Below are 17,232 nucleotides of genomic sequence, written 5' to 3'. Positions count from 1 at the left end.
CTGTGAAGGGCCGATGCGTTGGTTGTGGCCCCCCCTCGATGAGGCTAGCCGGACCTTCCCCCAGAATCAATCGTCGTTTGCGGGCGGCGTCTGTACGGGACCGCTGAGGATCAGCGGGTGTTGAGCGGCACGGAAGCCAACGACATCATGGAATCGTTCTAAAGAACGAAACCTTCGGCAGGGGACGTCGTATCACCGGTGATGGGCACAAAAGGCCCGGAACCGCGGGGAGCACGGCGAGAACTCGACCCGAAGTGTGGCGGAGTTTGGACTATAGGCGGGCTCGGTGGCCGATAACCGCACCCCGCCTTGTTCTTCGCGCCGCACCAGACGGCTCGAAGCGGCTGGACCCCCGGGGAGACCACGGGATGTCCGGATTGGTAGATCAGTTGGTAGCGGGACGGTAGGACGAGCGGGTTGTGAATGGATGAATATGCGATTGAGGATTGATCCACGAGCCAGTTGACGCCGGAACATCGCACGAAGCTGCTCCAGCGGGAAAGAACACAACCCGGACCGACTCTGAAAAGCCTTGAACAACGAACTCTCAGTGCCACGGCTGGCAAGGACGACTTATGCGACAGAGCACCACCAAACGAACGTTGAGCCCCATCGAGCAGGTCCGGCGCCGCAGCCGGATCAGCGTTGGTGGTGAGGTCCAGGAGACCGCGACGAAGGTCGCCGGAAAGGCGGTCAAGCGCCGCCTCTCCGCCGAGGACGAGCGCCTCCTGACCCAGATCATGGCCAGCGAGCAGGACTTCATCGACTCGCCCGCCTTCTACGAGGAAGAGGCCGAGCGGAAGATCTACGACGAGGCTCCTGATATCCAGAAGCCCGACACGAGCTGGTACCACCCCGTCATGGACGACCTGTCCAGCACGCGCAACCGCACCGTCAAGTCGGCCCAGCAGGTCATCCTGACCGGCGCCGAGGAGAAGGTGCTGTTCCACCAGTTCAACTACGCCCGCTACCGGATCTGGAAGCTCCAGCACGAGGTGTGGGGCACGCCCACGCGTCAGCCCACCCCCGAGCAGGCCGAGGAGATCCTCCGCTGGTACCGGCTCAGCGACCGCATCCGCGAGCAGATCGCGGAGACGAACCTGGCCCTGGTGCTGGCCATGGCCAAGCGCACCCGCATGAGCGAGGTTGACTTCGCTGACCTCGTCAGCGAGGGCAACATGGCCCTGCTCCGCGCCGTCGACAAGTTCGACGCCGGGCGTGGCTACAAGTTCAGCACGTACGCCTGCCGCGCCATCCTCAAGGCCTTCAGCCGCCAGGGCATGAAGCTCTCCAAGTACCGCCAGCGCTTCCCCACCGACTTCGACCCCAAGCTCGAGAAGTCCAACTTCCTCGAGGTGAAGCGGTCGACCTTCGAGAAGGACGCGGCCGAAGAGGTCAAGCGGATCGTCATCGAGAACCGCGCCGACCTCTCTGATGTCGAGCGCACCGTGATCGAGCACCGCTTCGGTCTCGAGAGCGGCGAGCTCGAGAAGCCCATGACCCTGGAGCAGGTCGGCCAGATCATCGGCGTCACCAAGGAACGCGTGCGCCAGATCCAGAACAAGGCGATGGAGAAGATCCGTCTCCAGCTGGAAGCACACTTCCTCGGCAACCGCGAGGCCCTCGAGGAGCAGCAGGCCGTCCTCGAGCAGGGCGGCGAGATGAAGTCCCCCAACAACGTCGCGGCCAAGATGGCCTCCTCGATGCTGGCGGCTCTCTCGCTCAACTGAGCAGCCCTTCACGCACCAACCCCCAAGGGCACGGCCATCCGCCGTGCCCTTTTCATTTGGCGTGAGCCGAGTTTCGTCCAAGGCTGACGCGTGCCTCAGCCCGCAGGCGAATCACAAGTCGCCGTCTGTTCTCAACTTACGCCATCGGTGGTTTCACGGGCGCTTCGGCGTGCCCTCCTCTCGCACCCCCATGCTCAGGGTGCGCTTGGAGGTCGCATGGAGGCGAACCGATGCGGGCACTCGTGGGTCTGTGGGCGCTGGCCATGGTGGGCGCGGCGCAGGGCGACGTAACCGTTCTTCTAACGAGGCAGGGCTCCGAGACGGTGTACAGGACGTACGCCTCGGGCGCCCCGATCGCCGACCTTCCGGCGCTCGACGACTCGTACACACGGGTGCGCGCCTTCGGCGCCGCCCAGGACGTGATCGGGCCCATCACCCTCGCCGGAACCCGCAGCACGATGCTGGATGTGCTGGTGGCCGCGCCCGCAGTCACGGCTATGCCCAATGCCCTCGCTGAGATCGGGCGGGCGGGCTCATCCCTCGCTGGGCTGGACGCGAGCGCCCTGGGCACGCGCGTGCGTGCCGCCATCGCAGTGAGCACGATCACCGGCGCCGTCGATGTGGGGCTGGTCCGTCGGCTCGATGCCGACTCGGTCGATGCGAGCGTCACGGCCCGTGCATCCAACAACCAAAGCGAGCAGGCGATCGACGGCGTCACTATCCGCCGCCGCATCGGTCCTAACGCGCGCCTCCTCGCGATCAGCGGGACGATCGGCAGTGTGGCCGTGGGGCAGGGGCTCGAGGGCGACGGCCTGTTCGGCGCGGTCGAAAGCACGGGCGGCAAGATCTTGTCGCTCGAAGTCAGCGGCGAGATCAGGATCGCGGCGCCCGGGGGCATCCGCGCCCGCGACGGCATCGACCTCATCCGCTGCACGTCGCTGGATGAGACAGGCCTGGGCGCGGTGAACGCCCTCATCGACACCAACACCGGCCAGCACGCGGGATTCCACGACCCGCGGCTGGGCGCGCTCATTCAGCTGGAGTGCGACACGCTCTCCGGGCACGTGCGGACGCGCTCGCTCGACGACGGCCTGGGCGGGCTGCAGCGGACCACCATCCGTGCCGGGATGGTGTTCGCGGTGATCGAGATCGCCGAGTCCGCCCGGGGGCGCGTCGAGGTCGCGGGGTTCGAGGCCCCCGGCCGCATCGACATCGGCGAAGACCTGGGCGCGTCGATCCGCGCCGAGCGGGACATCACGTCCGTCACCGTTGGCCGCAACATCGAGGAGCTGTTCTTCTGCGTGCCTGTGGAAGTGTCGAGTGCGACGGGCGCCATCGGCAGCCTGACCGTGGGCGGATACATCCACGCCAACAGCGCCTGCGACGCGAGCATCATCCTCGTGCGGGCCCCCCGCGGCATCGGCTCATTCACGGTTGCGGGGGACATGGTGTGCGCCGTCGAGTGCGGCGACACCTCAGAGCGGGCGCCGCTGGGGACCATGACCATCGGCGGCAACTGCTACGGCGGCTTCATCGAGGCCTCGCGTGTGGAGTCGCTCGACATCCAGGGGTGGATGGACGGCGCGATCCACCTCGATGTTCTGCCCGAAGGCTCGATGGTGCGAACCGGGCAGGACCGCTCAGGCCCGGTGGTGATCCACGACCCCCAGGGGCTCCACGGCCTGATCATCTCCAACACCCGCCTCGAAACGCCGACTGTCTCGAGTGGGCCCGTGCTGGTGGCGCGTGACGGCGTGGGCTGGCGCGCCTGGAACGCCCCGGAGTGCCCATTCCGCAGCCAGGACCTGGGCGGTGGCATGGCTGGCGCGGCCCCCTTCTCGCTGCGTCTCATCGACAGCGTTCCCGCCTCCTGCGGCACGTGCAGCCCGGGGGTGATCGCCCATGACGAGCTCGAGGAGCACGGTGTGATGCTCAGCTTCAGCGGGCCGGTGCGCAAGGCCGCCGAGGCGCTCTCCCCGGTTCAGCTGTTCCCCGCTGACAGCACCGGCCAGCTGGTCGCGGGCACTCCCGCGTGGGCCACGCCCCCGCAGGTGCAGGAGGTCGATGCCCGCACGCTCCGCGTCAGCTTCCAAAGCCCGCTGCCCGCGGGGAACTGGGTGCTGGTCAGCAGGCCCGGGATGCTGCTGTGCGACCGCCTCATGGTCGCGGAGGAGCACGCCGTCACGCCGTTCACCTTCAGCTTCCGCGTCACCGGCTGCGGCGGCGCGGACTACAACCGCGACGGCGACATCGGCACCGACGCCGACATCGAGGCCTTCTTCGCCTGCCTGGGTGGGCGCTGCTGCCCGGCGTGCCCCGAGAGCGACTTCAATGGCGACGGTGACATCGGCACCGACGCCGACATCGAGTCGTTCTTCCGCGTCCTGGGCGGCAGCCCCTGCTGAGGACGGAAGCGGCCTTCCCGCGCATCCCCTTGTTCGCCCGCAGCGTGGGTGAGGGGTAGCGCCACTGCCGGGCCCTGATGGCCCGGCGCTATGATCCCCTCCCCCACTACCGGGGGTACCTGGGAGATCGCCTTGAACAAGTGTGCTGCTGTCGTGCTGGCCGCGGGCCTGCTGGTTGGGTTGCCGTCCGTCGTTGCTGCGCAGACGCAGCCCGGCGGGAAGATCGAGGTGAAAACCGCGGACGACCTGCCGCGTCACACGTACAAGATCGAAGGCAAACCATCGGAGTTCCTGCTGAGCGACGCGCCGTTCAAGGCGTTCGTGACGCAGGTCAAGGCCGACATCGAGCAGGACCTCGCCAAGTACGACATCAAGGACCGCACCACGCTGCAGTCCTACTACAACGTGCTGCTCGCGATCGCGATGTACGAGAAGCGCGACGCCGACGTGCTCACGTACGTGGAGAAGATCCGCGAACTCGAGGCCAAGCAGAGCAAGAAGCTCACCACCGGCCTCACCGCCCGCGCCCTCGTGGCCGCGTCCAAGGAGAAGGACAAGGCCAGGTTCGCCGAGACCTTCAAGCGCGAGCTGAAGGCGCAGGTCAAGGACCTGCCATGGGAGACCGTCCGTGAGGCCATCACCCAGGGCAAGGGTCGCGCCGAGATGGTCAGCCGCACTCTGATCATCGGGGGCGTGCAGGGCGCGATGGACGAGGTCGCGACAAAGGCGGGCGGCGTGCTCAGCAACGACTTCGCATGGGGCCTCATCAACATGCGGGCCACCCTCGACCGCCTGCTCGAAGTGAACCCGCTCGTCGTCGAGGTCTACTCCGAGGTCATCAAGAGCCACGAGGTCGCCGTCAAGGACGTATGGACCGAGCGCCTCGTCACCCTCACGCCCGACACCAAGGCCACGCCAGTCGTGATCGCGATCTGGGATTCGGGTGTTGACACCGCGATCTTCAGCGGCCAGCTCTTCGAGAACCCCAAGGAGGCCGCCAACGGCAAGGACGACGACAACAACGGCTTCGTCGACGACGTGCACGGTATCGCCTACGACCTCTACAGCGCGACGACCCCCGAGCTGCTGCACCCGGTGACCGACCTCCAGAACGACAAGGCCCTCGTGGTCGCCCACACCAAGGGCCTCATGGACCTCCAGGCCAACATCGACAGCCCCGAGCGGCAGGCGCTGCTGGCGTACATCAAGACCCTCAAGCCAGACGACGTCCGCACCTTCCAGGAGGACCTGGGCCTCTTCGGCAACTACGCCCACGGCACGCACGTGGCCGGCATCGCCGCCGAGGGCAACCCCTTCGCACGCCTGCTCCCCGTCCGCATCACCTTCGACTACAAGCTCATCCCCACCGTCACCCCCAGCATCGAGGACGCCCAGAAGCAGGCCAAGGCCGCTCGCGACACCGTCGCCTATATGCGCAAGGCCGGCGTCCGCGTGTGCAACATGAGCTGGGGCGGCTCCCGCAAGGACATCGAGGGCGCCCTCGAAATGAAGGGCGTGGGCGAGAACCCCGAGGAACGCGCGGCCCTCTCCCGCAAGCTCTTCAAGATCCAGCGCGACGCCCTCGAGGAGGCCATGAAGAGCGCCCCCGAGATCCTATTCGTCGCCGCGGCCGGCAACAGCGACAACGACAACACCTTCAGCGAGCTCATCCCCTCCGGCCTCAACGTGCCCAACATGATCACCATCGGGGCGGTGGACCAGGGCGGCAAGCCCACCGGCTTCACCACCTTCGGCAAGAACGTGACGCTGTACGCCAACGGCTTCGAGGTGAACAGCTACATCCCCGGCGGGCAGAAGATGAAGTTCTCCGGCACCTCGATGGCGGCACCCAACGTGGCGAACCTCGCGGGCAAGCTGCTCGCCCTCAACCCCAAGCTGACCACCGAGCAGGTGGTGGAACTGATCCGCTCCGGGGCCGAGCCCATGGAGGGCTACGAGGGCCGCTTTGTGATCAACCCCAGGAAGACCGTGGGGAAGGTCGCGAAGAACTGACCTGAACCTCGAAACGCGCTCCGCGGGCCCTCGTAAGGGGGCCCGCGTGCGTTTTGGAAGGCCATCCTCTCGCGGAGGGCGCGGAGGCGCGGAGCAGGCACGGCACCCTTCAAGAGCCTGCCCGCCACCGTTGTCCCCTCTTTCCGTCCCCCTCCGCGCCCCCCGTCCTCCGCGAGAGACATGCCTTGGGCTCCGCGAGAGCCCGCCCTTGGAACCACCGCCGGGCGGGCACGGATAGGGGGCTGACGGGAACGCCCGCGGATGGGTATCTTGTGGGCCTCAGGGAGGCACCCACCAGTGCCGTTTTGTGATCGGTTTGGCCTTGGAGCCCCTACCGGGTTCGGGGCTGGGAGGTTATCTTGTCTACGGATACAGCGGTGAACGGGTCGGCGACGGCGGAGCACAAGCCGGCCGGGAGCAAGCACGTGAGCGTCGAAGCAGAACCGGAATCTTCAGCAGCACACGTTGGCCACGTCAGCATGTCGCGCAAGAAGAAGAACGACCCCCACGCCACGCGCTGGGGCAAGTTCCTCCAGGCCGCCATCAAGTTCGAGGCCAGCGACCTCATCATCAAGAGCGACCAGCAGCCCAAGGTCCGCCTCCGCGGCGCCCTCAAGGCCATGGAGACGCAGGCCGTCAGCGAGGAGGAGTTCTGGCAGATCGCCGACGCCATCCTCACCGAGGACCAGCAGAAGGACCTCCAGAAGTTCGGCTCCGTCGACTTCGCCTACGACTACGACGCCAACAACCGCTTCCGCGTGAACCTCTTCCAGGCCCGCGGCAAGCTCTCGGTTGCCTGCCGCCTCATCACCAGCAAGATCCGCAAGTTCGAGGAGCTGTACCTCCCCGCGACGATGTCCGAGATCGCGATGCAGCCCAACGGCATCGTGCTGCTCAGCGGCGTGACCGGCTCGGGCAAGTCCACCACGATCGCGGCCATGCTCGACTACGTGAACGAGCGCAAGCCCGTGCACATCGTCACCATCGAGGACCCGATCGAGTACATCTTCGTCGACAAGAAGGCGACGGTGAACCAGCGCGAGATCGGTATCGACTGCCTGGACTTCAAGATCGCCCTCCGCGCCCTGGTGCGTGAGAACCCCGACATCGTGCTGGTGGGCGAGATGCGCGATAACGAGACCTTCCACGCCGCGCTGCACGCTGCCGAAACCGGCCACCTGGTGTACGGGACCATCCACGCGTCCAGCTCGACGCAGACCTTCAGCCGTATCTACGGCCTCTTCGAGCAGGAGGAAGTGGAGCAGGTCCGCAAGATCCTCGCCTACCAGATGCGGGCGTTCGTGTACCAGAAGCTGCTGCCCACGCTGCACCCCAACATCGCGCGTATCCCGGGGCTCGAGATCCTCATCAACAACGCGGTCGTCCGCAAGCACATCCTGGAGAGCCGCGAGGGCGAGCTCCGCGAGTACCTCAAGAGCATCGAGGCCCGCCAGTCGGGCATGCAGGACTTCAACTGGCACCTGGTCAAGCTGGTGGAGGAGGAGTACATCGCCCTCAAGGTCGCCGAGGACGCCAGCCCCAACATCGACGAGTTCCGCATGATGCTCAAGAAGCTCGGCGGGATCTAAGAGAATCCAACCACAGAGACACAGAGTCACAGAGAAGACCAGAAGGCCCGGATCGTACAGATCCGGGCCTTTTCCTTTTCGCTTCCTTTGCCTTCCTCTGTGTCTCTGTGTCTTTGTGGTTAGCATTCTGGGATGTCCGCCCGCGAGCAGGTCCTCGACACCCTCCGCCAGCTCCTGCCCGCCTTGCGCGAAGACCTGGGCGTGCGCGAGCTCTACCTCTTCGGCAGCTTCGCCCGCGCCGAGGACACCGAAGACTCCGACGTCAACCTCCTCGTCGAGGTTGCCGACGATGCCACGCTCTTCACCCTCGCCCGCATCAAGCACCGCCTGCAGGCCGCGCTCCGCCGCCCGGTGGACCTGGGCACCTGCGATGGCCTCTCCCGCGCCGCCCGCGAGCGCATCATGAAGGAGCGCGTGCGTGTGGCCTAAGGGCGGTGGTTCACAGGGCGGGGGCGGTCGGCGCGGAGGCCGCCAGCGCGGCCCCCATCATGGCAACCGCTTCCCCCGCGCCCGCCGCCACGAGCGCGAGCAGCTCAACCGTCACTGGGCGGACCGCGTCCGCGACATCGTCCTCGCCTGCCACGAGTGCGCCGCCTTCACCGCCGGCCTCACCCTCGAGCAGTACGCCAGGGATGTCCGCACCCACAAGGCCGTGCTGATGAACCTCGTCATCATCGGCGAGGCCGCGAAGTACACCCCCGGCCGCATCACCCGCACGCACCCCTCGATCGCCTGGGACGACCTCCGCGAGCTCCGGAACTTCGTCGTGCACGTCTACTTCCGCGTCGAGCACCGCCTGGTATGGGAAACGGTCCACCGCGAGCTCCCCCACGTCGCCCGCCGGCTCGAGGAGCTGCTCAGGGACGGCGGTGGAACGGCGTGAAGCGCGGTCCAGCGACTCTCAGCACGCCCCCCCGCCCAGCACGCGGAAGAAGCTCTCGATGTCCTGGTCGGTCCCGATGTCGCCATCGCCGTTGAAGTCGGCGCCGCCACACGTGGCGCAGCAGTTGCCGCCCAGGCACGCGAAGAAGGCCTCGATGTCCTGGTCGGTGCCGATGTCGCCGTCGCCGTTGTAGTCCGACGAGCAGGTCACCCACAGCGTCGCGCCGTCCGACACCACCGACCCGCACTGCTTGGTGACCACCACGTCGTACACGCCGTTGTTGGGTGTATCAACCCCAGTGAAGGTCAGCGTCGCCGTCGCGGTCCCGCTCACTGGTCCGCCGTCACTCAGCGCCGCGCCGTTGTGCCGCCACTGGTAGCTGGCCGCGCCCGGCCCGGCATCGAGCGACACCGACATCGCCCCCCCGCCGCCCGGCGCCAGCAGCAGCGACTCGGGGTGCGCCGTGATCACCGGCGGCGTGCAGTCCGTGCCCGGCGGCACATTCGTCACCACATCGAACGAGAGCCCCCCCGACGCCCCGATGAACCCAATGCCCCACGGCTGGGCCGTGTACTGCAGGTCGTACAGCCCCACCGCGAGGTAATACGTCCCCATCGGCAGCGTGCCGTTGCGGCCGTCCAGCGGCTGGCCATTGGGGTACGCGGGGCGCGTGCCCATGCCGAAGCTCAGCTGCGCGGCGAACCCCGAGCCCGTGTCGTCATCGGTCACCAGCAGCTGCCCCGCGCTGTCGAACAGGGCCAGCTCGGTGTCCGGGGAGGTCATCGAGTTGCCCGCGACGATGTCGAGGTACCGGCCCAGGGCCGCGTCCACGTTCCGCTCCAGCGTGAAGCGGTACATGACGAAGCCGCTGGAGTTAATAGAGGCCGACGGCACGCTGAACCCGGGCGCCACCAGCACCCCCATGTTCGTCGTCGCCGGCGGCGCGGGCGGCTCGTCGGTGATCCGCACCGTCACGTCCCACCGCGCATCCACGCTCGCCGCCCCGCCGTTGTCGACCACCTCGAAGAACCGCAGGGTCCATGTGCCCGCGGCGTTCGACAGGGCCCCAAACGACAGCGACAGGTCCATCGACAGGTTGCCGAAGCTCGGCCCATTCCGCGGGAACGCGTGCACCACGATGCTCGTGCCGTTGGGCGCGGTCACCAGGATCTTGGCGTCCGACGCAAACGTGTTCGCGTTCAGCTCCGTCAGCGTGCCGGTGATGTTCACCCGCCCCATGCCGTAGCCGCCCACCGCATTGAACGTCCGCACCGAGTTGCTGGCCGCGTTCTGGAGGCCGTTGGAGTTCACCGTGGTGAACGCGAACGTCTCTCGCACGGCAGCCACAGAGGTGCTCGCCGAAAGCATCAGCGCAACCAGCAGCGCCAGCGCCCGCACCCCGAAACCCCCGACCGGTACACGTGTGTTCACGACCGCCTCCTCCGCCGCGCCGCCGCGAGCAGCCCCACGCCAATCAGCCCGCCCGCACCCGGGCTGGGCACCACGCGCACCGAGCCGTCCACGTACAGGTCCCGCAGGTCCCACACCAGCCCGCCGCCGAGCTCCGGCAGGGTGATCGAGGCGAACTGCCCCGTCGAGTGCTCGAAGGTGAACAGCGGCAGCCGCTCGCCGAAGCTGAACTGCACGCCGCTCTCGGCCTCCAGCACCAGCGCCCCGTCGAAGTTGATCTCCGACGCGAGGATCGAACCCAGCCCGCCCTCGGTGAGCGCGAACAGCACCGACCCGGGCGAGTCCAGCGTCAGCATCCCGAAGTGGATCTGGCTGCCGCCGGTGACCCGCAGCGAGCCCATGTTGGAGAACTCCGCGCTGTCGCCCATCAGGGCCGGGCCCTGGTAGGCGATGATGCCGCCGTTGATCGCCTGCACCGTGCCGAAGTTCACGAACCGCTGCTGCTCGATGGCCAGCTGCTTGCCCGCGATATCGGCCGACACCAGGCCATAGTTGATGAACGAGCCCAGGGCGCCAAAGCCCCACGCCAGGCGGATCTTCCCGTCCCCGCCGCGCAGCACCGCGTTGGGCCCGAAGGTGAGCGTCGCGTAACCGGCCCCGTTCTGTGCCGGGCCGCGGAGCGTCACCTGCCGCTCGCCCACCCCGCCGTCGGGGTTGAAGAAGATCGTGCCCGAGTTGAAGGACTGGTCGCCGACGAACACGACCTTGGAGTTGGGCTTATACAGATCAATCAGGCCGTTGAGCGTGACGCCCGACCTCATGAGGATCTGCTCGGCATCGGTCACACGCAGCGTGCCGTTCACGGTGATGCCGTCGAACGTCGTGTCGTGACCCATGTACAGATTCGTCCCGGCGGGCACGTTGAGGGTTCCGCCCTTGATGCGGGACGCGTTCTCGAACCTCCAGATCGTTGTGGGATCAAGCGTGAGGGTGTCGCCGGTGTTCTCCAGCGAGCCGCTGAAGCTCATGGTGCCCCCGACGCGCTCCATCGAGTTCACCAGCCACGTCGAGACATTCTGCAGGCTCATCGAGCTGTTGATCTGCCGCAGCACCGTCGACGGATGGAACGTGCCGCCCACGGCCAGGTGCCCTCCGTTGATCGCCTCCAGCGTGCCGTAGTTCGTCAGCCCAATCTGCAGCACCTGCCCCGGCACGTCCGCGCTGATGCGGCCGTAGTTCGTGATCCCCACCGAGGAGTTGGCGAGCGGGTGGGCAGAGAAGTAGCCACCGCCGCCGTGCACCCAGCTCTCCGCGCCGATCACCAGATTGTTCGCGCCGATGCGGATCCGGTTGCTGCTGGTGGGCGTCCCGCCGTGCGCGATGTGGATCTCGTCGTTGTCCAGCACCCATGGCGCCTGCGAGTTGCCCAGCCCGAAGTACAGGTTCGAGCCCTCCTCCAGCCGCATCACGCCGCTGATGTTCGTGCCGCTGAGCAGGTGCAGGTCCGTGAAGTTCGTCACCCCGCCGATGACATTGACCCCCTCCAGGTACACGCTGCCGTCCGACGCCGGGATGCTCAGGCCACCCCCCGTGTTGTCGATGGTCCCCCCCACGATCCGCGGCACGTTGCCGCGGATGGCCATCGACTGGTTGCCGCCCGAGAGCGTCAGCGTGCGCCCGGTGTTGATGAGCCGGCCCCACAGCTCCACCGTGCCCCCGTCATTCTCAAACCCGTTCTCGAGTGTCGCGATGCCGCCGATCCGCAGCGTGCCGCCCGAGGAGGCCCGAACCACGCCGGTCGCGCCGCTGGTCCAGGTCGTCAGCGGGTCGCCGTGGAACTCGCCGATGTGCAGGATGCCCCCGTTGGTCGCCTCGAGCACGCCGTTGTTGGTCATCGTGCCCGGCTGCAGGTGCATCAACTGACCGGGGAGGTCCGCCCGCACCGTGCCGTTGTTGACGAGGGTGGAACTGAGCCCGCCGCCCAGCGAAATGTCGAACAGCGTGGCGTTGCCGCCGCGGATCGTGGCCGTGGGCGATAGCGTCACCGTGAGTCCATTGGTGCGGTGCCCGATCTTCCGCGTGAGCGTGTCCGCGGTCCCGTCGGAGAAGATCGTCACGCCGCTGATCGTCTGGCTGTTCTCAAACCCAAGGTACGAGGCCCCGGTCAGGCGCACGGTGCCCGTCCCCGAGAGCCCGCTGTGGACGTTGAGCTGGCGGTTGGCGGGCGAAGCGTTGCCCGCGATGTGCAGCTCGCCATTGAGCGCCACGCCGTTGCGGAGATGGAGCTGACCGCTGAAGTTGCTCGCGGGGTTGATCCGCAGCGGCGTGCCCGGCACGTTGATCGTGCCGCCAAGGACCCACAGTCCGGGCTCCAGCAGCACGTTGCCCGCGGCCGTGAACGTCGAACCCGTGTTGTCGAGCACCCCTCCCAGCCGGATCTGCGAGCTGTCCAGCGCTTCAATCGTGCCGCCGCTGAACGAGTAGTTCCCGCTCAGGAACATCGTCGATGTGTCCCGCGTGCGGATCGTCCCAGCGTTGGTCCAGTTGCCGCCCAGGCTCAGCGTGCCGCCGTTGGACCCCTCAAGCAGGCCGTTGTTCGTGAAGCTCGAGCCGCTGACGCCCAGCGTCTGCCCCGGCACGTCCGCGAGGATCGTCCCGTTGTTCACCAGCGGCTGGGCGTTGACCCCGCCGTAGCCGCTGATGGTGTACGTGCTGGGGATGGTGAGCCCGCCGCTGACGAACGGACGCCCGGAGACGTTGCCGCCCTGCAGCCGGATGTGCCCGCTGCCCAGCAGGGTGCCCTGGCTGAGCACGCCCCCGGTGCTCACCGTCACCAGCTCATTCGCGGGCACTGCCAACGACTCGGTCCACAGCTCGGCACGCACATCCAGGTTCAGCCCGCTGGGGACCGTCACAGTCGTGCCGCGGGCGTCCACCCGCCCCATCACCCGCACCTGCCCGCCATTGTTGTTGATGTTGCTGAACAGCGCGGCGCCCGCGGCGCTCCCCCACATGTCCAGCGTGCCGTTGGTGATATTCACCGTGCCGTTGTTCACCCACTGGCCGCTGAGCCCCAGGCGGCCGCCGTCGGTCACATCGATGGTGCTCGTGTTCGTGAAGTGCCCCGCCAGCACGAGGAAGCTGTTCGCGCCCGACACGCTCACCTGCCCCACGCTCCGCACCCACTCTGCCAGCAGCGTGCCGCCGTTGGTCGCTTCGAGACGGCCGCCCGCGTTCTCAAGGTCGCCCTTCACCCAGAGCGTCTGACCGGCCACATCCGCGCGGATCAACCCGTTGTTGGTGATCAGGTCCGCGGTGTTGAGGCCGACGGTGCCCCCGCCGCCGTGCACCACGGCCGTGCTGCCCAAGGTCAGCGTGCCGCCCGCCGAGCGCAGCGCCCCCGCCGTCGCTCCGTTCAAGAACACATCGCCAGTCAGCGTCGACCCCGTCTCCAGATTGAGCGTGCCCGCGCCCACCGTGATCGGCCCTGCGAACACCGTCGCGTCGTCCGCGTTGAGCGTGCCGCCCGCCACCAGCGTCGAGCCCGTGACCTGCACGCCCGCAAGCGCGCTGCTGCCCGACCGCTGCGTGAGCGACTGCCCGTTCGCCGTCGCGATCGTGCCGCCGGTGATGCTGCCCCCCGCGAGCCCCACGGCCCCCACCGCCGAGTCCACCGTCAGCGTCGCGCCGGTGTTGTCCATCGCGCCCGTGATGTTGACCAGCGTGGTGCCCGTCGCGGTGATGCTTCCAATGCCCGCCGTCGTGAAGGCCCCGCCAAGGTTCACCGTGGCGTCGTGGGCGACCACTCCTGCCGTGTTCGTCCACGTCCCGTTGAGCGTGAGCGAGCCCGTCGTCACCTGCACCGGCTCGTTAAGCGTGTACGTGCCGCTCAGCGTCAGGGCGCTGCCCGTGCCCAGCGAGCGGGCCGTGCCCAGGTTGCCGGTCACGCCGTTCACCACCAGCCGCCCGCCATCCACGGCCTCGATGATCCCGCCGTTGCTGAACGACGCGCCCTGCACCGTGATGGTGCGGCCGTTGGTGTTCGCGGAGATCAGGCCGTTGCTGGTGATCGCGGTGCCCGCCTCGCCGATCAGGCCGTTGCCGCCGCGCACGATCACATCCGACCCGAGCGTCAGCGTCGTCCCGCCCGCCTCCGGCACCGCCCGCAGCAGGGCGTTGCCGCTGGAGGCGTTGAATGTGAACGTGCCGGTGCCGGCCGTAGCCCAGCTGGGGAACTGCATCGCCGCGCCCGAGGAAATAATGACCTCGCCGTTGAGCGTGGTCGCGCCGTCGGCGGTGAGCGTGCCCGCCAGCACCGCGACATCGCCGTTGACCGTCACGCCCGCGAGCAGGCTGCCGCCGCTCCGCTGCTCCAGCTTCTGCCCGTTCGACGCGGCCACCGTGCCGCCCTGGATCGTCCCGCCGCGCAGCCCGATCAGGGTCGCGGCGTTGTCCAGGGTCAGCGTGCCGCCCGTGTTGTCGAGCACGCCCGCGATGTTCACGCTCGTGCTGCCCGAGCGGGTGACGGTCCCGATCTCCGCCTGCGTGAAGCTGCCGCCCAGGTTCACCGTCGTGTTCGTCGCGACGATGCCCGCCGTGTTCGTCCAGTCGCCGTTGAGGTTCAGCGTGCCCCCGCCCGTGGCGGTCAGGGGCGTGTTGATCGTGTACGCCCCATCCAGCGTGAGCGTGCCGCCGTTGATCCGGGCGGTGTTGAGATTGCCCGCCAGGTTCCGCACGCTCAGGATGCCGGACCCGTAGGCCTCGAGCACGCCGTTATTCACCACCACGTCGGGCTCCACGAGCAGCCCGCCGCCGTCGCTGAAGGTCGACCGGATCAGCCCGTTGTTGACCAGCGTCGCCGTGCCCGTCTCCCCCAGCCTCACCACGCGGGCGCCCCCGCCGGAGATCGTCCCCGCGGCCCCGATCGTGAGCGTCTCGCCCGCGTCGATGCCGATCGTCGTCACCACGGTCGACGACGGGTGGTAGTGGATGTCGATCGCCTGGTTGTGCGTGCGCGTGCCGTGCAGGTTGAGCGAGCCCCCGCCCCGCAGCGTGACCGCCCCATTGATGGCCGACGCCGCGTCCACGTCGATGAGCCCCACCGTCGAGTTCACCGTGCCGTTGATCGCCGCGCCGCCCGAGAGGAACAGCGTGGTCTCCACCTGGCCGTCCCAGTCGTCCGCGATCACGTTCCCGCTCACCGTCAGCCCGTGCAGGCGGGAGTTGGTCGCGCTGTGCACGCGCAGGCGCGGGTTGAGGTCCGCGCCGGTCAGCGTGCCGCCGGTGATAGTCCCGCCGTCGAGCCGCAGTTCGCCCACCTGCGCCGTCGAGAGCGTGCCGCCGCTGTTGTCCAGCTCGCCGGTCACGTACAGCTGTCCGCCGTTGATGACGCTGAAGCCTGCGAGGTCCGCCCGCGTGTAGGTCCCGCCCACCCGCGCGATGCCGCCGTTGAGCTGGATCGTCCCGGTGTTGACCCAGTCGCCGTCCAGCCGCAGCGTCGCACCCGAGTTCTGCAGCACGAGCGCCGACTGGTTGACCAGGTCCGTCGAGTAGATCGTGGTGCTCTGCAGCGTGGCCCCGCCCGTCAGCGTGACGTCGTTCAGCGTGACCCCCGCCGCGCCCACGCCCCGCAGCACCGCCCCCGACCCCAGGTGCACCGTGCCGCCGGTGATCGACCCGCCGGTGTACTGCCAGCGCGCCCGCGCCGCGTCCAGCGTGAAGGTGGCGCCGGTGTTGTCCATCGCGCCGCTCACCACCACGTCGTTGCCGGCGCCCGTCTGCAGCGTGCCCAGGCCCGCCGTCGTGAACGTGCCGTTCAGATTCAGCCGCGCGTTGCTGCCCGTGACCGCGATGGTCCCGCCCGCGTTGGACCACGCCCCGCCCAGGGTCAGCACGCCCGACGGCGCAGTCAGCGACACCAGCCCCGTGTTGCTCACCCCCGTCAGCGTCCCCGACGTGACCACCAGCCCCTGCCCGTCGGCAGTGGCCAGAGTGCCGCCGGTGATCGACCCGCCCGCGAGCTCGTAGTCGGGGTTGGCCGCGTTGATCGTCAGCGTCTGCCCCGCGTTGTCGTAGGCCCCCGCGAGCACCATCTTGGAGCCGCCCGTCCGCGTGATGTTGGCGAACGACGCGCTGGTCAGCGGCCCGCCCAGCACCACCCGCGAGCCCCCCGTGGCCGTGATGCCCGCCGTGTTCGTCCACGCCCCGTTCAGCGTCAGCGCGGCCCCGCTCGCCACCGAGACCGGATTGTTCAGCGTGTACGTGCCGTCGAGCGTGATGGAGGACCCCGCCCCCGTGGCGTTCACCGTGCCCACATCGCCCATGAGGCCCGAGGCGATCAGCCGCCCCCCGCCGCTCGCGCGCAGCGTGCCGTTGTTGGTGAGCGTCTGCGCCAGCAGCCACACCGGCCCGTTGCTCGCCTCATCGGCCTCGATGGTGCCGTTGTTGATGAGCGTGCCGCGCGGCACGTCGGTGTACTCCCCGCCCACCAGCATCCACTTGCCCTTGAGCGTGGAGCCCGCCGCCAGCGTCACCGTCTCGCCCTGCTCGATCCGCAGCCGCTTGTAACTGTCCGAGCGCATGGCGATGTTGCCGTTCAGCGTCATCGACCCCGACAGCAGCACGTCGCTGTAGAAGTTCAGCTGCCCGTTGACCGTGATCCCGTTGCGGATGTTGGTGCCGGCCGTGGTCAGCGTGCCGTTGATCGTGACCCCGTCGAGCACGCTGCTGTAGTGGCCCGTCTGCAGCACGCCGCCCGTGGCGTTGATCGTGCTCCCCGCAAGCGTGCCGCCGTTGAGCCAGAGCGTGCCCGCGCCCAGGTTCACCGTGGGCACCGTCATCGTGCCGCCGTTGAGGTGCAGCTGCGCCTGCGCCGAGGACAGCGTGAGTTCGAACAGGCTCACGTCGCCCATCGACGTCACCGTGTGGTTCGCCCCCGTCGCGCTCAGGAACGCCCGGTACACCGCGCCCGGCGGCGTGCCGTTGTTGGGGCTCACGCCCCCCGCCCACTTGCCGGCGTCGCTCCACAGCCCGCTCACCGGCGCCGCCCAGTGCACGTCCGTCTGCGCCACCGCCCGCGCCGAGAGCACCGTCCCCGCCAGCGAAGCCAGCAGCAACCCGCGGACGAGCCCGACCCGACCCGCCCGACGCGACACGCCATTGTTCAAGGGATGACCCCCCTTTCGGGCGGCCAGTCTACTTGG

The 17,232-nt window shown here is 68.3% G+C and carries 8 protein-coding genes; 6 read left to right on the top strand and 2 right to left on the bottom strand.

The genetic code is table 11. The features are described 5' to 3' along the window. Positions 1 to 575 precede the first annotated feature (575 nt). The 6 genes from VD997_12070 (at position 576) to VD997_12045 (ending at position 8,620) form a co-directional block, all read left to right on the top strand. Positions 576 to 1,730 carry a sigma-70 family RNA polymerase sigma factor gene (locus VD997_12070; protein HYE62722.1) on the top strand — a complete coding sequence of 385 codons (1,155 nt, stop codon included), beginning with the start codon at positions 576 to 578 and terminating at the stop codon, positions 1,728 to 1,730. A gap of 230 nt (positions 1,731 to 1,960) precedes the next feature. After that, positions 1,961 to 4,135, top strand: coding sequence for a hypothetical protein (locus VD997_12065; protein ID HYE62721.1), 2,175 nt, complete (start codon positions 1,961 to 1,963; stop codon positions 4,133 to 4,135). Between the two features lie 132 nt (positions 4,136 to 4,267). Beyond that, positions 4,268 to 6,148 carry a S8 family serine peptidase gene (locus VD997_12060; protein HYE62720.1) on the top strand — a complete coding sequence of 627 codons (1,881 nt, stop codon included), beginning with the start codon at positions 4,268 to 4,270 and terminating at the stop codon, positions 6,146 to 6,148. 359 nt (positions 6,149 to 6,507) lie between these two features. Beyond that, entirely contained in the window at positions 6,508 to 7,737 is a 1,230-nt protein-coding gene (locus VD997_12055; protein ID HYE62719.1) for a PilT/PilU family type 4a pilus ATPase, read from the top strand. 132 nt (positions 7,738 to 7,869) lie between these two features. Next, on the top strand, positions 7,870 to 8,166 hold the full coding sequence (locus VD997_12050; protein HYE62718.1) for a nucleotidyltransferase family protein: 297 nt from the start codon (positions 7,870 to 7,872) through the stop codon (positions 8,164 to 8,166). Beyond that, positions 8,156 to 8,620, top strand: a complete 465-nt coding sequence (locus tag VD997_12045) for a HepT-like ribonuclease domain-containing protein (protein ID HYE62717.1) — start codon at positions 8,156 to 8,158, stop codon at positions 8,618 to 8,620. Before VD997_12050 ends, VD997_12045 begins: the two co-directional genes overlap by 11 nt. 18 nt (positions 8,621 to 8,638) lie before the next feature. Here the strand turns inward: VD997_12045 and VD997_12040 are convergent, their stop codons facing one another. Next, entirely contained in the window at positions 8,639 to 10,051 is a 1,413-nt protein-coding gene (locus tag VD997_12040) for an immunoglobulin domain-containing protein (GenBank protein HYE62716.1), read from the bottom strand. Further along, the gene (locus tag VD997_12035; protein ID HYE62715.1) at positions 10,048 to 17,196 is read right to left on the bottom strand and encodes a hypothetical protein; all 7,149 of its coding nucleotides are present in this window, start codon (positions 17,194 to 17,196) and stop codon (positions 10,048 to 10,050) included. Before VD997_12035 ends, VD997_12040 begins: the two co-directional genes overlap by 4 nt. Positions 17,197 to 17,232: the final 36 nt, after the last annotated feature.

It is taken from the genome of Phycisphaerales bacterium, assembly GCA_035627955.1.
Taxonomy (GTDB): Bacteria; Planctomycetota; Phycisphaerae; order Phycisphaerales; family UBA1924; genus JAEYTB01.
This window is presented reverse-complemented; position numbering and strand designations above follow the sequence as displayed.